General features: G+C 70.1%; 15 protein-coding genes. 6 read left to right on the forward strand and 9 right to left on the reverse strand.

What is annotated here, in order from left to right; translation table 11 throughout:
* Positions 1–58: 58 nt before the first annotated feature.
* From argG to IM777_RS00215, 3 genes are all read right to left on the reverse strand, one after another.
* Entirely contained in the window at positions 59–1501 is a 1443-nt protein-coding gene (argG, locus tag IM777_RS00205; protein ID WP_194384150.1) for an argininosuccinate synthase, read from the reverse strand.
* 10 nt (positions 1502–1511) lie between these two features.
* Positions 1512–2243 carry a Pr6Pr family membrane protein gene (locus IM777_RS00210; RefSeq protein ID WP_228480876.1) on the reverse strand — a complete coding sequence of 244 codons (732 nt, stop codon included), beginning with the start codon at positions 2241–2243 and terminating at the stop codon, positions 1512–1514.
* Between the two features lie 134 nt (positions 2244–2377).
* Positions 2378–3958 (reverse strand): SPFH domain-containing protein, encoded by a 1581-nt coding sequence (locus IM777_RS00215; RefSeq protein WP_194384151.1) that lies wholly within the window; start codon positions 3956–3958, stop codon positions 2378–2380.
* 201 nt (positions 3959–4159) lie between these two features.
* Here IM777_RS00215 and IM777_RS00220 point away from each other — a divergent pair, with 201 nt between their 5' ends.
* Positions 4160–5452 (forward strand): APC family permease, encoded by a 1293-nt coding sequence (locus IM777_RS00220; RefSeq protein ID WP_194384152.1) that lies wholly within the window; start codon positions 4160–4162, stop codon positions 5450–5452.
* Between the two features lie 88 nt (positions 5453–5540).
* Positions 5541–5738: a hypothetical protein gene (locus IM777_RS00225; RefSeq protein ID WP_071044347.1), complete on the forward strand. Its 198-nt coding sequence runs from the start codon at positions 5541–5543 to the stop codon at positions 5736–5738.
* A gap of 111 nt (positions 5739–5849) precedes the next feature.
* On the opposite strand, the gene IM777_RS00230 is transcribed toward IM777_RS00225, so the two are convergent.
* From IM777_RS00230 to IM777_RS00255, 6 genes are read right to left on the reverse strand one after another with little or no spacing between them, the layout of a single operon-like run.
* A complete protein-coding gene (locus IM777_RS00230) occupies positions 5850–6605 on the reverse strand; it encodes an ABC transporter ATP-binding protein (protein WP_194384153.1) in 756 nt (251 codons plus the stop codon).
* Positions 6602–7411 carry an ATP-binding cassette domain-containing protein gene (locus IM777_RS00235; RefSeq protein ID WP_194384154.1) on the reverse strand — a complete coding sequence of 270 codons (810 nt, stop codon included), beginning with the start codon at positions 7409–7411 and terminating at the stop codon, positions 6602–6604. Before IM777_RS00235 ends, IM777_RS00230 begins: the two co-directional genes overlap by 4 nt.
* On the reverse strand, positions 7408–8292 hold the full coding sequence (locus tag IM777_RS00240; protein WP_194384155.1) for an ABC transporter permease: 885 nt from the start codon (positions 8290–8292) through the stop codon (positions 7408–7410). Before IM777_RS00240 ends, IM777_RS00235 begins: the two co-directional genes overlap by 4 nt.
* Entirely contained in the window at positions 8289–9254 is a 966-nt protein-coding gene (locus tag IM777_RS00245) for an ABC transporter permease (protein ID WP_194384156.1), read from the reverse strand. Before IM777_RS00245 ends, IM777_RS00240 begins: the two co-directional genes overlap by 4 nt.
* A 52-nt stretch (positions 9255–9306) precedes the next feature.
* A complete protein-coding gene (locus tag IM777_RS00250) occupies positions 9307–10800 on the reverse strand; it encodes an ABC transporter substrate-binding protein (RefSeq protein ID WP_194384157.1) in 1494 nt (497 codons plus the stop codon).
* A 48-nt stretch (positions 10801–10848) separates the two neighbouring features.
* Positions 10849–11565 carry a DUF1684 domain-containing protein gene (locus IM777_RS00255; RefSeq protein ID WP_194384158.1) on the reverse strand — a complete coding sequence of 239 codons (717 nt, stop codon included), beginning with the start codon at positions 11563–11565 and terminating at the stop codon, positions 10849–10851.
* A 196-nt stretch (positions 11566–11761) separates the two neighbouring features.
* On the opposite strand from IM777_RS00255, the gene IM777_RS00260 reads away from it, so the two are divergent.
* From IM777_RS00260 to IM777_RS00275, 4 genes are all read left to right on the forward strand, one after another.
* Positions 11762–12601 (forward strand): MOSC domain-containing protein, encoded by an 840-nt coding sequence (locus IM777_RS00260; RefSeq protein ID WP_194384159.1) that lies wholly within the window; start codon positions 11762–11764, stop codon positions 12599–12601.
* A complete protein-coding gene (locus tag IM777_RS00265; protein WP_194384160.1) occupies positions 12598–13545 on the forward strand; it encodes a PDR/VanB family oxidoreductase in 948 nt (315 codons plus the stop codon). The genes IM777_RS00260 and IM777_RS00265 overlap by 4 nt, the downstream gene beginning before the upstream one ends.
* A gap of 116 nt (positions 13546–13661) precedes the next feature.
* Positions 13662–14945 carry an adenylosuccinate synthase gene (locus IM777_RS00270; protein WP_194384161.1) on the forward strand — a complete coding sequence of 428 codons (1284 nt, stop codon included), beginning with the start codon at positions 13662–13664 and terminating at the stop codon, positions 14943–14945.
* Between the two features lie 11 nt (positions 14946–14956).
* Positions 14957–16048, forward strand: coding sequence for a lactonase family protein (locus IM777_RS00275; protein WP_194384162.1), 1092 nt, complete (start codon positions 14957–14959; stop codon positions 16046–16048).
* The last annotated feature ends 325 nt before the right edge of the window (positions 16049–16373 follow it).

The following is a 16373-nucleotide window of genomic DNA, read 5'->3' on the forward strand; positions in this document are numbered from 1 at the left end:
GACGTCGCAGGTGGAGCAGTCCGACGTCGCGGGGCGGATCAGTCGGACGATGCGGGCGTCAGTCGGCGCCGAAATCGAACGACGCGGCCTCGTTGGCCTCGTCGACGGCCTCGGCGAGCTCCTCGCGGTCGGCGTCGTAGTCGACGGCGTGCTCCGTGATCTCCTGCGCGCCGCCCTTCTCCAGCTCGCCGACCAGCTCTCCGGTCGCGCCGCCGATGAACCCGGCGGCGGCGTAGTGCTCGAGACGGAAGCGCGAGTCGGCGATGTCGAGGTTGCGCATGGTGAGCTGGCCGATGCGATCGGTCGGGCCGAAAGCGGCATCCCCGACGCGCTCCATCGACAGCTTCTCGGCGGCGTACGAGAGCATCGGAGACGACGTGTCGAGAATGGTGTAGTCCTCGCCGCGGCGCAGACGCAGGGTGACGGAGCCGGTGATCGCCGACCCGACCCACTTCTGGATCGACTCGCGCAGCATGAACGACTGCGGCTCGAGCCAGCGTCCTTCGTACATCAGACGCCCGAGCCGACGGCCCTGCTCGTGATAGGTCGCCAGGGTGTCTTCGTTGAGGATGCCGTTGACCAGGCGCTCGTACGCGATGAACAGCAGCGCCATACCCGGCGCCTCGTAGATGCCGCGCGACTTCGCCTCGATGATGCGGTTCTCGATCTGGTCGCTCATGCCGAGGCCGTGGCGGCCGCCGATGGTGTTCGCCTCCCGCACGAGGTCGACCGGGTCGGAGTACTCGACGCCGTTGATGGCGACCGGGCGGCCCGCGTCGAAAGCGATCGTGACCTCCTCGGTGTCGATCTGCACCGACGGATCCCAGAACTTCACGCCCATGATCGGCTCGACGATCTCGAGCGACACGTTCAGGTGCTCGAGGGTCTTCGCCTCGTGGGTGGCGCCCCAGATGTTCGCGTCGGTGGAGTAGGCCTTCTCGGCGGAGTCGCGGTACGGGAAGCCGTGCTCGACGAGCCATTCGCTCATCTCCTGGCGGCCGCCGAGCTCGGTGACGAAGTCGGCATCCAGCCACGGCTTGTAGATGCGCAGCGCGGGGTTGGCGAGCAGACCGTAGCGGTAGAACCGCTCGATGTCGTTGCCCTTGTAGGTGGAGCCGTCGCCCCAGATGTCGACGCCGTCCTCCTTCATCGCCCGCACGAGCATCGTGCCGGTCACCGCGCGGCCGATAGGGGTGGTGTTGAAGTAGGTGCGTCCGCCCGAGCGGATGTGGAACGCCCCGCACGCGAGCGCGACGAAGCCCTCCTCGACGAGCATCGTCTTGCAGTCGAGCAGTCGCGAGGCCTCGGAGCCGTACTCGGTGGCGCGGCCCGGTATCGACGCGATGTCGTCTTCGTCGTACTGACCGAGGTCGCCGGTGTAGGTGTAGGGGATCGCGCCCTTGTCGCGCATCCACGCGACGGCCACGGAGGTGTCGAGACCACCGGAGAAGGCGATGCCGACGCGCTCGCCGACGGGCAGGGACTGGAGGACCTTCGACATGTCCTCCACCCTACCGATCCGCGTGCACCGGCCGATCCACGCGTGCGCGGCGCCGGCCCACCCATACGACGCCGTAGGCGACCACGACGATCGCTGCGGCGATCCCGACGACGTACACCGCGACTCCCGCGTATCCGGGCGGCACGAGGCCGGGGTTGTTCGGGTTGAGGAACGGGTAGGGATACCAGTACCCCGGGCCGATCGTCGGGTTTGTCACGAGCGGACCGCGCACGAGCGTGTAGATCACCCATGCGATCGGAAACCCGAGCACCCACAGGGTGTCGCGCCAGGCGAGCGGGCGGCGCCGCACTGCGACGAACGCATCGGCGAGCAGGAACAGCGGAGCGACCACGTGCAGCACCTCGTTGGACCACGGCACCGGTTCGGACCCCTGCGGCAGCTCCACGCCGCGCAGCAGGATGTTGTAGACGACGCCGGTGATCACCATGTAGGTCGTCACCGACACGAGGGCGATCGCGAGGGCGCGCGGTTCGCGGCGGCGCTCGCCGCCGGCATCCCTCCCGCGCGTGAGGAACCAGACGACCGCCCACGTCAGCACGATCGCCGACGACACGTTGGAGAGGATGGTGAAGAAGCTGAAGAAGTTCGCGACGGTGACGCCGAGGTCGCGGCCGTACTCCAGGGCGGATGCGATGGATGCGGCCAGCTGACGCACCACGGCGGCGAGGATGACCACGGCCATCACGCCGCGCAGTACCGTCCAGACGCGTTCGGGTGACATGGGCGTCACGCTATCCGCTTCGCGGCCCGCCAAGGTCGGAGAATCGCGCCGATGTCGGAGGATCTGCGAGGAATCCTCCGACATCGGGCCGATTCTCCGACCTCGGGGTCACAGGCCGGGGTCACCGGCCAGGGTCATTCGGCGCCGGCGTCCGCGGGCTTCGTGCGGGTGGGTGCGGCCTGCTCGCGGCTCGTCGCCTCGGCGAGGCCCTCGCCCACGCCGCGGCCGAAGGTCTGGCCCTGGATGAGCGCGGCGAGGTCGATGCCGGTGGCCGCCTCGACGCTGTCGAAGACGGATCGCATCGCCTTGGCGCTGTCGCCGCCGATGACACTGGATGCGCCGTCGTCGCCGGAGCCGCCGATGATCGAGACGTTGCCGATCGCGGCGTAGCCCTTGGCGAACTCGGTCATGATGGCCGGCAGCACCTCGAGCACGCGCTGCGACAGGAACGCCTCCTGGTTCGACGCGATGGCCTCCGCCTCGGCCTGGACAGCCGCGGCACGGGCTTCACCCTCGGCACGGATCGCCCCGGCCTCGGCCTGCGAGGTGAGGCGACGCGCCTCGGCCTCGGCGTCGGCGCGTGCGCGCAGCGCACCGGCCTCACCGGCGGCCTTCGCCTCGGCGGCCGCCGCTTCACCGGCGGCGCGGGCCTTGTCGGCCTCCGCCTGCTGCTCGGCGATGCGCGTGCGCGCCTCGGCCTGCTTGACCTGCTCGATCGCGGCGGCCTCGGCCGAGCGCTCGCGCGTGTAGAGGTCGGCCTGTGCGCGGGTCTCCGCCTCGTAGCGCTGCGCGTCGGCGACGCGCTTGACGTCGGCGTCGAGCTGGGCCTGCTTGTTCTCGGCCTGCTGCTGCAGCACCGCCTGCTCGGCCTTCGCGCGCGCCAGCTGCTCGGCCTGCTCCGCCTCGGCGCGGGCGCGACCGACACCTGCCGCCGCGTTGGCGGTGTTGGTGTCGAGCGCGGTCTGCTCGATGAGGTTCGCTTCGTCGTTGGCGATGTTCTTCTGGTTGATCGCGCGGTCGGCGTTGGTCTGGGCGATCTCGGCGGCCTGACGCTTGGCCTGGATCTCCGGTGAGCCCAGTGACTGGATGTAGCCGACGGAGTCCGTGATGCCCTTGATCTGGAACGAGTCGAGGATGAGACCCTGCTCGGCCAGCTCGTGCGAGACGTCGGCGGCGATCTGATCCGAGAACTTCTTGCGCTCGCGCATGAGCTCGACCACCGACAGCGTCGCGACGATGCCGCGGAGTGCTCCCTCGAGCTGCTCGGTCGTGAACTGCTCGATCGCGGCGTCCTGCGAGGCGAAGCGCTCGGCGGCCCGCCGCACGAACAAGGGATCCGAGCCGATCTTCACGATCGCCACGCCGTCGACGTTCAACGTGACATTGTCGAGCGACTGCGCCTCGGCGTTGAGCATCACCTGCCGCGATCGCAGCGAGATGATCTCGTGCCGCTGCGTGATCGGGTTCACGAGCGACTTGCCGTTGACGATGACCGTCACCGGCGACTCCGAGAGTTCGGAGCGGCTGGAGCCGTCGGCATCCAGCACGGTGCTCTGCACCTTCTGTTTGCGACCCGAGATGACCAGCGCCTCGTCGGCACGGGCGACCTTGATCCAGCTGCGTGCGAACAGCAGCAGGATGAGGCCGACGATGATGACCGCGACGACCGCGATCCCGACGATGATGAGAATGCCGACGAGTCCGGCGACTTCCATGAAACCCCCTCATGAGAAGGGCGCGCTCGTTGCGCACCCGCTCACACCCTGCCAGACCGGCGCCGCCACCGCGCCCCCTTTCTGTAGCACGCGGTGCCTGACTGCGCGCAAGGGGGTCCGCCCGACCGCCTCCCGCACGTTAGCGTGGCCGGCGGCGCGGCATGAGTTCCGCGTGCACGGCACCCGACGCGAGAGGAATCCATGGCAGCGGACACGAAGAAGATCTCGCTGGTCGGATCGATCTCCCTCGGAACCGGCGTGATGATCGGCGCGGGGATCTTCGCCCTCGTCGGACAGGTGGCGGGCATCGTCGGTCCGTGGTTCCCGCTGGCGTTCCTCATCGGCGCGGTCGTCGCCGGCGTCAGCTCGTACTCCTACATCCGGTACTCGAGCGTCAACCCGTCGTCGGGCGGGATCGCGATGCTGCTCAAGGGCGCGTACGGCCCGGGCGTGATCGCCGGGTCGTTCTCGCTGTTCATGTACGTCTCGATGGTGGTGGCCGAGAGCCTGCTGGCGCGCACCTTCGGCACCTATCTGCTGCGTCCGTTCGGGCTGCAGGACTCCCCCGTCCTCGTGCCCGTGCTCGGGATCGCCGCGATCGTCGCCGCGACGATCGTGAACCTCGTCGGCAACCGCTTCGTCGAGGGGTCGGCGACCACCACGGCGGTGCTGAAGATCCTCGGCATCGGGGTGCTCGCCGTCGCCGGGCTCATCGGCGCCGCCGCGTCCGGCGGCCTCTTCTCGAGCGGGGGCTCGGGCGAGTCATCAGGCCTGTGGGGCCTGCTGGCCGGGTCGACGCTGTGCGTGCTCGCCTACAAGGGGTTCACCACGATCACGAACCAGGGCGATGACATCCGCGACCCGAGCAGGAACCTCGGCCGCTCGATCGTGCTGTCGATCCTCATCTGCACCGTGCTCTACCTGCTCATCACGCTGTCGGTGGATGCGAGCATCGGCGCGGAGGGGGCGGTGGATGCGCGCGACTACGCGCTCGCACAGGCTGCCGAGCCGCTGTTCGGCGCGTGGGGCGTGAGCATCACGGTCGCGATCGCCGTGGTCGCGACGCTCTCCGGTCTGCTCGCGAGCCTGTACTCCGTGTCGCGCCTGTACGCGATGCTGCAGGACATGCGGCAGGCGCCCGCGCTGCCCGATCGCATCCCGCGGCAGCCGCTTCTCATCACCGCCGGCCTCGCGATCGTGGCGACGGCCTTCCTGGATCTCACGCAGATCGCATCGATGGGTGCGTTCCTCTACCTGACGATGGACATCGCCGTGCAGTGGGGCGTCATCCGTCATCTCCGCGACGAGATCGACGCGAAGCCGTGGCTGCCGGCGATCACGATCATCCTCGACCTGGCGATCCTGGTCCCGTTCACGATCTTCAAGGTTCAGAGCGATCTGCTCACGGTCGTGATCGCCGCGGCGGTCGCGGCGGTGATCTTCGTCGCCCAGATCATCACGGTGCGTGCCCGCTCCCGCGCCGATGCCGGCTGAGCACCTGGCCGGACGCGCGAGGAAAACACGGGAGCTGGGCGCGCGCAACCCCCTGGCACCGAAGCGGAAGGTCGTCGATCGTGACGGCATGAGCGATGAAGACGACCTCCCACAGCCGAAGGACCACCTCCCGCCGCGCGACGAGCGCGAGCACGACGTTCCCCAGGAGACGTATCCCGACGGCGGCGCCCCTGAGGGCGAGGCCGGTGTCTCGCCCGAGACCGCCGCCGAGCCCGACAAGCCCAACCGTCACGGCGTGGATCAGATCCCGCCGCGGGGCCGCTGAGGCGGCGAGTTCGCCTTCGCTCGTCACCGAACGCCCCCACAGCGCGCTGAAGCGACCGATGGTGACAGGGGAAACGCGTGGTGCGTGGTGCGCGGTGCGCGGTGCGCGAGGTCAGCGTGGCAGACGGGGGACCGCGGCCACGAGCTGCCGCGCGTACGCCGTGCGCGGCGCGGTGAGCAGGTCGACCGTCGCTCCCTGCTCCACGATGCGCCCGTCGCGCAGCACCGCGGTGCGCTCGCAGACGGCGGCGACGGCGCTGAGGTCGTGCGAGACCAGCACGAGGGCGAGCCCGGTCTCGCGGCGCAGGTGTGCGAGCAGGTCGATCACCTGAACACGAGTGGTGAGGTCGAGCGCCGAGACGGGCTCGTCGGCGAGCAGCACGCGCGGGCGCGAGACCAGGGCGCGCGCGATCGCGATGCGCTGACGCTGACCCCCGGAGAACTCGTGCGGGTATCGCCGCATCGTGTCGGCGTCGAGGCCGACCGAGGCGAGGGCCTCGGCGACGGATGCGCGCGCACGGTCGCCCGACGCGATCCGCAGGGAGCGCAGCGGCTCCCCGACGATGCGGTCGATGCGCTGGCGGGGGTCGAGGGACGAGTACGGATCCTGGAACACCGGCTGCACCGTGCGACGGAAACGACGCATGAGCCGACGGTCGCGGCGATCGAGCGAAGCGTCGTCGAACACGACGCGGCCGGCGTCCGGTGAGTCGAGGCCGAGCAGCAGGCGCAGCGCGGTGGACTTGCCGGCACCGGACTCTCCCACGAGGCCGACCGCCTCGCCGGCTCCGACCGAGAGGGAGACGTCGTCGAGCACCGGGGTGGCGCCGTAGCCGAACGCCGCGTTCTCGAGGGCGAGAAGGGTCATGGCGATTCGCCTCCTGCCCCCGGGGTCGCATCGAGTGCGGCGTCGAGATAGCGGGCGCTGTCGACGAGCGCCCGCGTGTATGGATGCTGCGGGTCGCGCAGCACGTGGCTCACGGCGCCTTCCTCGACCACGCGTCCGTGCTGCAGCACGAGGGCGCGATCGACCATGCGCGAGACGACGGCGAGGTCGTGGCTGATGAACAGCAGGGCCATGTCGCGCTCGGCGACCAGGCGCTCGAGGAGGGCGAGCACGTCGTTCTGCACCGTCACATCCAGCGCCGTGGTCGGCTCGTCCGCGATCAGCAGACGCGGGTCGGCCGCGAGGGCGATTGCGATCGCGATGCGCTGGCGCTGCCCGCCGGACAACTCGTGCGGGTAGGCCCGCGCGATCCGCGCGTCGACGAGTGAGACGTCGGCCAACGAGCGGGAGACGGCCTCGCGCAGGTCGGCACCGCGCAGTCCGCGGTGACGGCGGAGCGGCTCGGCGATCTGTCGACCCACGCGCATGAGCGGGTCGAGGGCGGACAGCGGCTCCTGGAAGACGATCCCGGCGACGGGGCCGCGCAGGCGGCGCGTTGCGGCATCCGTCGATCCGACGATCTCGTGTCCGTCGAGCCGGGCGGATCCGGTCGCGACGACGGTATCGGGAAGGAGGCCGAGGACGGCTAGAGCGGTCATCGACTTGCCCGAGCCGGACTCGCCGACCAGGCCGACGCGCTCGCCGGCGCCGAGGGCGAAGGTCGCGTCGTCGACGAGGGTCGTGTCGCCGGCGCGGAGCGCGAGGTGCGAGACATCGAGGAGGGTCATCGGCCCCTCCGTCTCGTCGGATCGGCGACATCGCGCAGGCCGTCGGCGAGGAAGTTGACCCCGAGCACGAGCACGATCACCGCGACGCCGGGCGCGATGGCCCCGACCGGGGCGGTGAGCACGGTGCCCTGCGCCTCCTGCAGCATCCGGCCCCACGACGCGTTCGGCGGAGGTGCCCCCAGGCCGAGGTACGACAGGCTCGCCTCGGCGAGCACCGCCACGCCGAACTGCAGCGCGAGGCTCACCGCGAGGGTGGGCGCGATGTTCGGCAGGATGTGGTGCCACACGATTCCGGCGGTTCGCGTGCCGCTCGTGCGCGCGGCCGTCACGAACTGCTCCTGCAGCACGCGGCGCGAAAGGATGCGCGTGAGGCGAGCGATCACCGCCGACATCGCGAGGCCGATCGCGAGGATCGCGGAGCCGAGCGACGGACCCTGCACGGCGACGACGAGCATCGCCAGCAGCAGCACCGGGAAGGCGATCACGACGTCGAGCCCGGCCGAGAGGGTGTCATCGAGCCACGGCCGCGCGAAGGCGGCGGCGAGGCCGATCGCGGTGCCGAGGACGGCGGCGATCGCAACGGCGCCGGCCCCGACGGCCAGGGCGATGCGGGCGCCGACCATCAGCTGCGACAGCAGGTCGCGGCCGAGGCGATCGGTGCCGAGCGGATGCGCGGGGCTGGGAGCGCTCAGGCGTCCGCCGCTGATGTCGGTGAGGGGATAGGGCAGCCACACGAGCGACACGAGGGCGACCACGACGACCGTCGCCGTGAGGACGAGGCCGATGACGAGGGTCGCGCGCCGGCGCCGCGGCGGGCGCGCGGCAGCGGCTCGCGGCGCGGTGGAGGCCGGTCCGGAAGCGGTCTGCACGGGCGCGGTCATCGCAGGTTCCCCGAGATGCTCGTACGCAGACGCGGATCGATGAGGCGCTGAGCGATGTCGGCGGCGAAGCCGACCAGCACGACGAACAGCGTGCTGACCACGAGCACGCCTTGGATGTTGGCGAAATCGTGCTGCTCGATACCGGTCAGCAGCATGTTCCCGAGCCCCGGAAGGGTGAACACGCTCTCCACGACGACGGCGCCCAGCAGTGTCGTGGACAGCTCGATGCCGAGCACGGCGATCACGGGCACGGCGCCGTTGCGCACACCATGCCGGAGCAGCGCCTCGCGCATGCTCGCCCCGCCGGCGCGGGCGGTGCGCAGGTAGTCGCTGCCCAGCACGTCGACCGTCGCCGAGCGCACGTAGCGCGACAGCGACGCGCTCATGACGAACGCGATCGTGATCACGGGCAGGGCGAGGGAGCGGAGGGCGTCGGCCGGGTCCTCCCAGTCGTCGCGGGGGAAGCCGCCGGAGGGGAGCATCCCGAGCTGCAGCGCGAAGATCCACACGAGGATGACGCCCACCCAGAACACCGGCACGGCCACGCCGAGCTGCGAGAAGCCCGACAGGGCGATGCCGTACCACCGGTCGGCCTTCATCGCCGCGGTGACGCCGATCACCAGGGAGAGCACGAGGGCGAGGGCGAACGACAGCAGCGTCAGCGGGATGGTCACCCCCAGCCGCGCGGAGATCTCGGGGCCGACCTCGCGCGAGCTGATGAACGACTCCCCGAGGTCGCCCCGCAGCAGCTGCGCCGACCACGTGGCGAACTGCTGCCACACCGGCTGGTCGGAGCCGACCTGCGCGCGTGCCGCCGCGATCTGCTCCGGAGTCGCGTCCACCGACAGCAGCGCGTTCGCGGGGTCGCCGGGCAGCAGGCGCAGCAGCACGAAGATGACGACCATCGCCACCGCGAGCGAGAGTACGAGCAGGGCGGAACGGCGCAGCAGGTAGATGAGCATGAGGGGAGGATGCGCCGGTGCCGGGGCGCGTGCGCCCGGCACCGGCGGCGGGTCAGTTCTTGACGATGTCGTAGACGAAGAACTGCGAGTTCAGGCCGTTGACGGGGTAGCCCGACAGGTCGCTGTCGGCGACGACGATCTGCGGGTACAGGTACAGCCACACGCTCGCGGCGTCTTCGGCGATCTGCTCGTTGACCTGCGTGAGCAGCTCGGTCTGCTGCTCGACCGTCTCGGCCTGCTCGGCCTCGGCGACCCACTGCTGCACGTCGGCGTTGTCGTAGCCCCAGTAGAAGTCGGGGTTGCCGTACCAGACGACGTCGCGGTCGTTGACGTGCTCCTGCAGGGTGGCTTCGAAGTCACGCTCGGCGAAGACCTTGGTGTACCACTCGTCGGCGCTGATCGTGTTGATCTCGACGGTGATGCCGACCTCGGCCAGCTGCGCCTGCAGGAACTCGGCCACAACCGGGTGCGGGTCGTAGCTCGGCGTGTCCAGGGTGAAGGTGAACCCGTCGGCGTAGCCGGCGGCATCCAGAAGCTCGCGAGACAGCTCGGGGTCGTACGGGTTCACGTCGGTCAGGTCGACGTACCACGGGTCGGTCGGGGGGACCATCGAGCCGATGAGCGTGCCGTAGTCTCCCCAGATCGAGGTGAGCAGCTGCTCACGGTCGATCGCGGAGTAGACGGCCTTGCGCACGAGGGCGTCGTCGAAGGGGGCCACGCGGTCGTTGAAGGCGAGCAGCTCCTTGGTGGTCGAGGTGCCCTCGCTGACGGTGAAGTCGGCGTTGTCCTCGAACTGCGCGAGCGAGTCGGGGTTCTGGATGCTCGTGACTAGGTCGATCTCGCCGCTGAGCAGGGCGTTGTTCTCGGCCGTCGCGTCGGTGAAGTAGGTGAAGACGACCTCGGCGTTCGCCGCGGCCTCGCCCCAGTAGTCGTCCCAGCGGAGGAGGGTCAGGGTCGAGCCCTGGCGCCACTCGTCGAGCGTGTACGGACCGGTGCCGTCGGTGGTCTCGGCGCTCGCCTCGGGACCGGTGATCCACACGTAGCTGAGGTTGTAGGGGAACGAGATCGATCGCTCGGACAGCTCGAACACGACCGTCTGGTCGTCGGGGGTGGTGATCTCGCTGATGGGTCCGAAGCTGGACTTGCGCGCCGACTGGGAGTCCTCGGCGATGACCGCCTCGACGCTGGTCTTCACGTCGGCGGAGGTGAGGGGCGCGCCGGAGTGGAACGTGATGCCCTCGTGCAGCGTGACGGTGTAGGTGAGGCCGTCTTCGCTCAGCTCGGCCGACTCGGCCAGCAGCGGCTCGACCTCGCCGTCGTCGGTGAGCTTGTACAGACCCTCGTAGACGTTGCCGTTCAGCGCCTCGGTGACGCCTTGGCCGCCGCCCTGGGTGTTGCTGAGGTTCTGCGGCTCGTACAGCGAGCCGATGGAGATCGTGGCGTCGTCCGACGAGGCGTCGCCGGCGGCGTCGCCACCGGTGCTGCATCCGGCGAGCACGAGCGCCGAGACGGCGACGGCGGACAGGGCGAGCAGGGGCTTTCTCATACGGATACTCCAGTGCTGTGCATGCTGTGGTGCGGGGGAGGATGCGGCTCAGGCCGCGGAGATGTCGAAGCCGTCGCGGAACACGACGTTCTTCTCGCCGGCGGGCACCCGGAAGGGGAACCGGTTGGACGCCGGAGGCAGGGGGCAGTTGAACTGCGCCGAGAACCCGCACGGCGGGACGAAGGCGCGGTTGAAGTCGAGCACGACGGTTCCCGCATCGCCCGCCGCGTCGGCATCGCGCGGTACGAAGAGGAATCGTCCGGGCCCGTAGGTCTCCGACCCGTTCGTCGCGTCGGCGAACACGAGCAGCAGCGTGCCGCCGTCGTCGAAGGCCGCGAGGGTGAATTCCTCGCCGCGGATCGTCACATGGATGTCGCCGGGGACGACGAGATCGCGGGTGCCGCCGTTGTCGCGGATGTGCTCGAAGGGCACCGTGCGGGCGGACCCGTCGCCCTCGACCGGGGTGAAGCGGCCTTCGATGACCCAGTCCGGGTCGTAGCCGAAGGCATCGATGTGCTCGAAAGCGCGGATCGCCGCGGAATCGGCATCCCAGCGACGCAGCCCGTATTCCGGTTCACCCGTGTCGATCGACGTGCGCGAGAGCTCGGTGACGGTCACGGTCGGGCCGGCGACGGCCCGCTCGGCGTCGACGTCGGGGCGGGTGGCGCCGCTCCAGCGGGTCTCGACGAGAGCGAGGTTTCCGGTGGCGGCGGTCACGGTGCGGGCGCGCTGGTCGAGCCAGCGGGCATGGTCGGAGGCAGACATGTTCAGGGATGATTCTCTCGCGTGCGGCGGTGAACGGCACATCGGCCGTCACGGGTGGTAATGCGGCGCGAGCGCCGGGTATTCCCATCCGCGTCCCACGCGGCTCCGGCCGTCGCGGCGAGCACGCGAGCATCGCGCCGATGCCGGGATAATGGTGGCGACGTCGATCACTGCGAGGTGTTCATCCGTTTTGACGGTGGAAGAGTCAGCCGCGACCCCTGACCTTGTCGATGCCGGCGCGGTCAGCGACCTGTACATCTATCCGATCCGCGGTCTGTCCGGACAGAGACTCGAGCGGGTGACCGTCGACCCCGATCGGGGATTCCCCTTCGACCGGTGCTGGGCGCTGCCGAAGCGTCAGGCGGCCGAGGCCGCATCAGGCGACCGACCGCTCACCTCTGCCGAGGCCTACGGGCTGACGGTCTTCCCGCGTCTGGCAGGCGTCTCGACGCATCTGGATCCCGAGACCGAGAGACTGCGTGTGCACGTGCAGGAGCACGTCGTGCTCGATGTGTCGTTGCGAGATGACACCGACGTGCGGGAGGCCGAGCGCTTCTTCGCGCGGGTGCTCGACCTCGACGAGGCGGACCGACCCCGCCTGGTGCGCCGCGCGAATCGCACCTTCAACTTCTCCTACACGGCCTCGGTCTCCGAGCATCTGACGTGGGCGTGCCACCTCGTCAACCTCGCGTCGATCCGTGATCTCGAAGAGCGCATCGCGCACGAGGTGGACCCGCGACGCTTCCGGGCCAACCTCTACGTCGATCTCGGCGAGCCGTGGATCGAGCGCGACCTCATCGGGAAGGAGTTCCGCGCAGGCGAGGTCGTGCTGCGCGGAGAGATGATGGCCGCGCGGTGCGCGGCGACCGAGGTGAACCTCGAGACGACCGAGCGCGACCTGCCGATCCCCCGCCTCCTGAAGCAGCACTACGGCCACACCGACCTCGGCATCTACGCGAACATCCTCTCGGGCGGCGACCTGGCGCCGGGACTGCCGGTCGCGGTTCCCGCCGGGATCGGAGCCGGGTGCGCATGACCCGCGGTGAGACCGACATCCCGGTCGTCGTCACCGGCCGCCGCCGTCTGGCCCCGACGATCGACGAGTTCACCCTCGCCGCGGCCCATGGTGGTGCGCTGCCCGCATTCGAGGCCGGGGCGCACATCGACGTCGAGACTCCCGGCGGCCATCGACGCAGCTACTCGCTGTGCGCTCCGACCGCCGCTCGTCCGCGGGCGTACACGATCGCGGTGGATCGCCGTGCCGACGGCGAGGGCGGCTCGGTGAGCATGCACGACCGTGCCGCCACCGGCTCGCCGGTGCGGATCTCCTCTCCGAGCACGGGGTTCGACCTTCATCCGACGACGCGCCGGGCGGTTCTCATCGCCGGCGGAGTGGGAATCACCGCCGTGCGCGGAATGCGACGCGACCTGCAGGAGGCGGGGGTGGCGAGCACTCTCGTCTACCTCGTGAGGGACCGATCCGCTGCGGCCTACCTCGACGAGCTCGATGCGCCCGATGTCGTCGTGCACGCCACCCGCGAGCACGATGGGCGACGATTCGACCTGTGGCCACTCCTGGCCGACCCCACCGACAGCGAGGTCTACTGCTGCGGACCGGCGCCGCTCATGCGCACCGTGCAGGCCCTGACGATGCACTGGCGTCCCGCGCGGCTGCACTTCGAGGACTTCGTCGGCGTCTGCGCGGTCGACCCGTTCGCCCAGCCCTTCACCGCCGTGTGGCAGCCGACCGGCGAACGCGTGTCGGTCGGCAGTGACCAGTCCCTCCTCGACCGGCTCACCGAGAACGGAATCGCCGTTCCGAGCTCGTGCCGGTCGGGAACGTGCGGGACGTGTCGCGTGCGCCTGATCTCGGGGACCGCGCAGCACCGCGACATCGTGCTGGAAAACCACGAACGCTCCGACCAGCTCATCACCTGCGTCTCGCGCGCCGAGCGCGAGATCTGCATCGGTCCTGCCTGACAGCGCCGCGGGGCGCGTCGGTGCGGCTGACTAGACTGGGACGGGACGGTGGCACCGCCGGTGCGCGTCCTGCCGGCGTCGTGCGGCGTCGGACCGCCATTCGAGGGGGCTCTCCCATGCCAGGCATCGTGATCGTCGGCGTCCAGTGGGGCGACGAGGGCAAAGGCAAGGCCACCGATCTGCTCGGTGACCGCACCGACTGGGTCGTGAAGTTCAACGGCGGCAACAACGCCGGCCACACCGTCGTCATCGGCGATGAGAAGTACGCGCTGCACCTGCTGCCCTCCGGCATCCTCTCCCCGGGCGTGAACGCCGTGATCGGCAACGGCGTCGTCGTCGACCTCGAGGTGCTCTTCGACGAGCTCACCGCCCTGCAGGCCCGGGGCCTGGACACATCGCGTCTGAAGGTCAGCGCGAACGCGCACATCATCACGCACTACCACCGCACCCTCGACAAGGTCACCGAGCGCTTCCTCGGCAAGCGGCAGATCGGCACCACCGGGCGCGGGATCGGCCCGGCCTACGCCGACAAGATCAACCGTGTCGGCATCCGCGTGCAGGACCTGTTCGACGAGAACATCCTGCGTCAGAAGGTCGAGGGCGCGCTCGATCAGAAGAACCACCTGCTCGTGAAGGTCTTCAACCGCCGCGCGATCACGTGCGACGAGGTCGTCGAGGAGCTGCTGTCGTACGCCGAGCGGCTGCGCCCGATGGTCGCCGACACCGGCCTCCTGCTCGACGAGGCACTGAAGCGCGACGAGGTCGTCGTCTTCGAGGGCGGCCAGGCCACGATGCTCGATGTCGACCACGGCACCTACCCGTTCGTGACCTCGTCGTCGGCGACCGCCGGGGGAGCCGCGACCGGATCGGGCGTCGGACCGGGGCGCCTGGACCGCATCGTCGGCATCGTGAAGGCGTACACGACCCGTGTCGGCTCGGGGCCGTTCCCCACGGAGCTGTTCGACGAGAACGGCGACTTCCTGCGCTCGCGCGGCTTCGAGTTCGGCACGACCACCGGCCGCCCGCGCCGCGTCGGCTGGTACGACGCGCCCATCACCCGCTACGCGACGCGCATCAACGGCATCACCGACCTGGTGCTCACCAAGCTCGACATCCTCACCGGCCTGGACCGCATCCCGGTCTGCGTCGCGTACGACGTCGACGGCACGCGCTTCGACGAAGTGCCCGTGAACCAGACCGACTTCCACCACGCGAAGCCGATCCTGGAGTACTTCCCCGGGTGGAAGGAAGACATCTCCGGCGCCCGCAACTTCGACGATCTGCCGCAGAACGCGCAGGACTACGTGCTCGCGCTCGAGGCAATGAGCGGCACCCGCATCTCGGTGATCGGCGTCGGGCCGGCTCGAGACGCGGTCGTCGTGCGGCACGACCTCGTCTGACGGCTCGCCGCATGCGGTTCTTCACGGGCGGCTACACCGCTGACATGGGCGGTGAGGCCACCGGCATAGGGATGCTGCACGCCGGCTCGGCCGACACGGCCTACGTCGACGGCGCCCTCGGGTTCGGCGGCGACGTGGTGGCGGCCGACTCTCCGTCGTGGCTCGCGGCGCATCCCACCCGCGACGTCATCTATGCGGCGCTGGAGAAGACCGGCGCCGTGCAGGCCTACGCCCGCACCGGTGAATCCACGCTCGTGCCGCTCGGCGCCGCGGTTCCGGCCGGCGCAGCGACGTGTCACGTCGCGGTCGCGCCCGACGGTGGCAGCCTGCTCGCCGCCTGCTGGGGCGACGGCTCGGTGGTGCGGATGACGCTCGACGCGGAGGGCCGCCCGACCGACCCGCGTCGTGCGCCTGCCGCATCCGACCCCTACGACGCCGAACCCGACGTCGACGCCATCCGTACTCAGGTCCTCGGGGCGACGGCCGAAGAGGCGGGTGAGGTGCCCTCGGCGCGTCCCTCCCGCGCGCACCAGTCCCGTTATCTTCCGGACGGCACGGTCGTGACGACCGACCTCGGCCTCGATCTCGTGCGGGTGTGGCGGCCGGTCGACGGGCGACTGCGTGCGCATCAGCAGGTCGCGCTTCCTCGCGGTTCCGGCCCCCGGCACACGGTCTGGCATCCGAGCGGGCACCTGTACGTCGTCACCGAGTTCTCGCGCGAGGTCTTCGTGCTCGCCCCGGATGCGACCGGAGCGTGGCGCGTCCTCGGCGGCGTGCCGCTCGGCGGCCTCGCCGGCGACACGGGAGCGGAGATCGCGCTGGGGCGCGACGCCGCCTTCGTCTATGCGGGCCTGCGTGGCAGCGACACGATGGCCGTGCTCCGCGTGCGGGGTGGGGGCGATGCGCTCGAGCCGGTGGCGCTTGTCGAGACCGGCGTGGTGTGGCCACGCAACCACGTCGTGGTGCGGGACACGCTGCTGGTGGAGGGGGAGCGCTCGCACGAGGTGGTCTCGTTCACCCTCGATCCGCGTACCGGAGTGCCCGGGCGCATCCGGCACCGCACGACGGTGCCCTCGCCGACGCACCTGCTGCCGGTGCGCTGATCCGCGGCCCGCGTGTCGTCTCGTCGCTCCGCTCCTCGCTCAACGGCCGGAAGGGCTTCGGTTGACGGGTGTTGTCGTCTCGGACCGTGCATGCGACATCCCGTGACAGGTGAACGTCGGTTGCGCGGGTTCGGTTGACGCTGGCTGCCGATATGTGGCGGGGATGCGACATCCGGTGACAGGTGAATGGGTCAAGACGAAGGCAGGCGGGGCTTCGGTTGCCGAGGGTTGTCGGTATGGGGCGGGGATGCGACATCGCGTGACAGGTGAATGGGTCAAGGCGAAAGCCGCGGGAGCGGCGGCGTCTGGGTTCGCTGGCGCTGGA

The organism is Microbacterium luteum, from assembly GCF_015277875.1.
In the GTDB taxonomy this organism is placed as follows: Bacteria; Actinomycetota; Actinomycetes; order Actinomycetales; family Microbacteriaceae; genus Microbacterium; species Microbacterium luteum.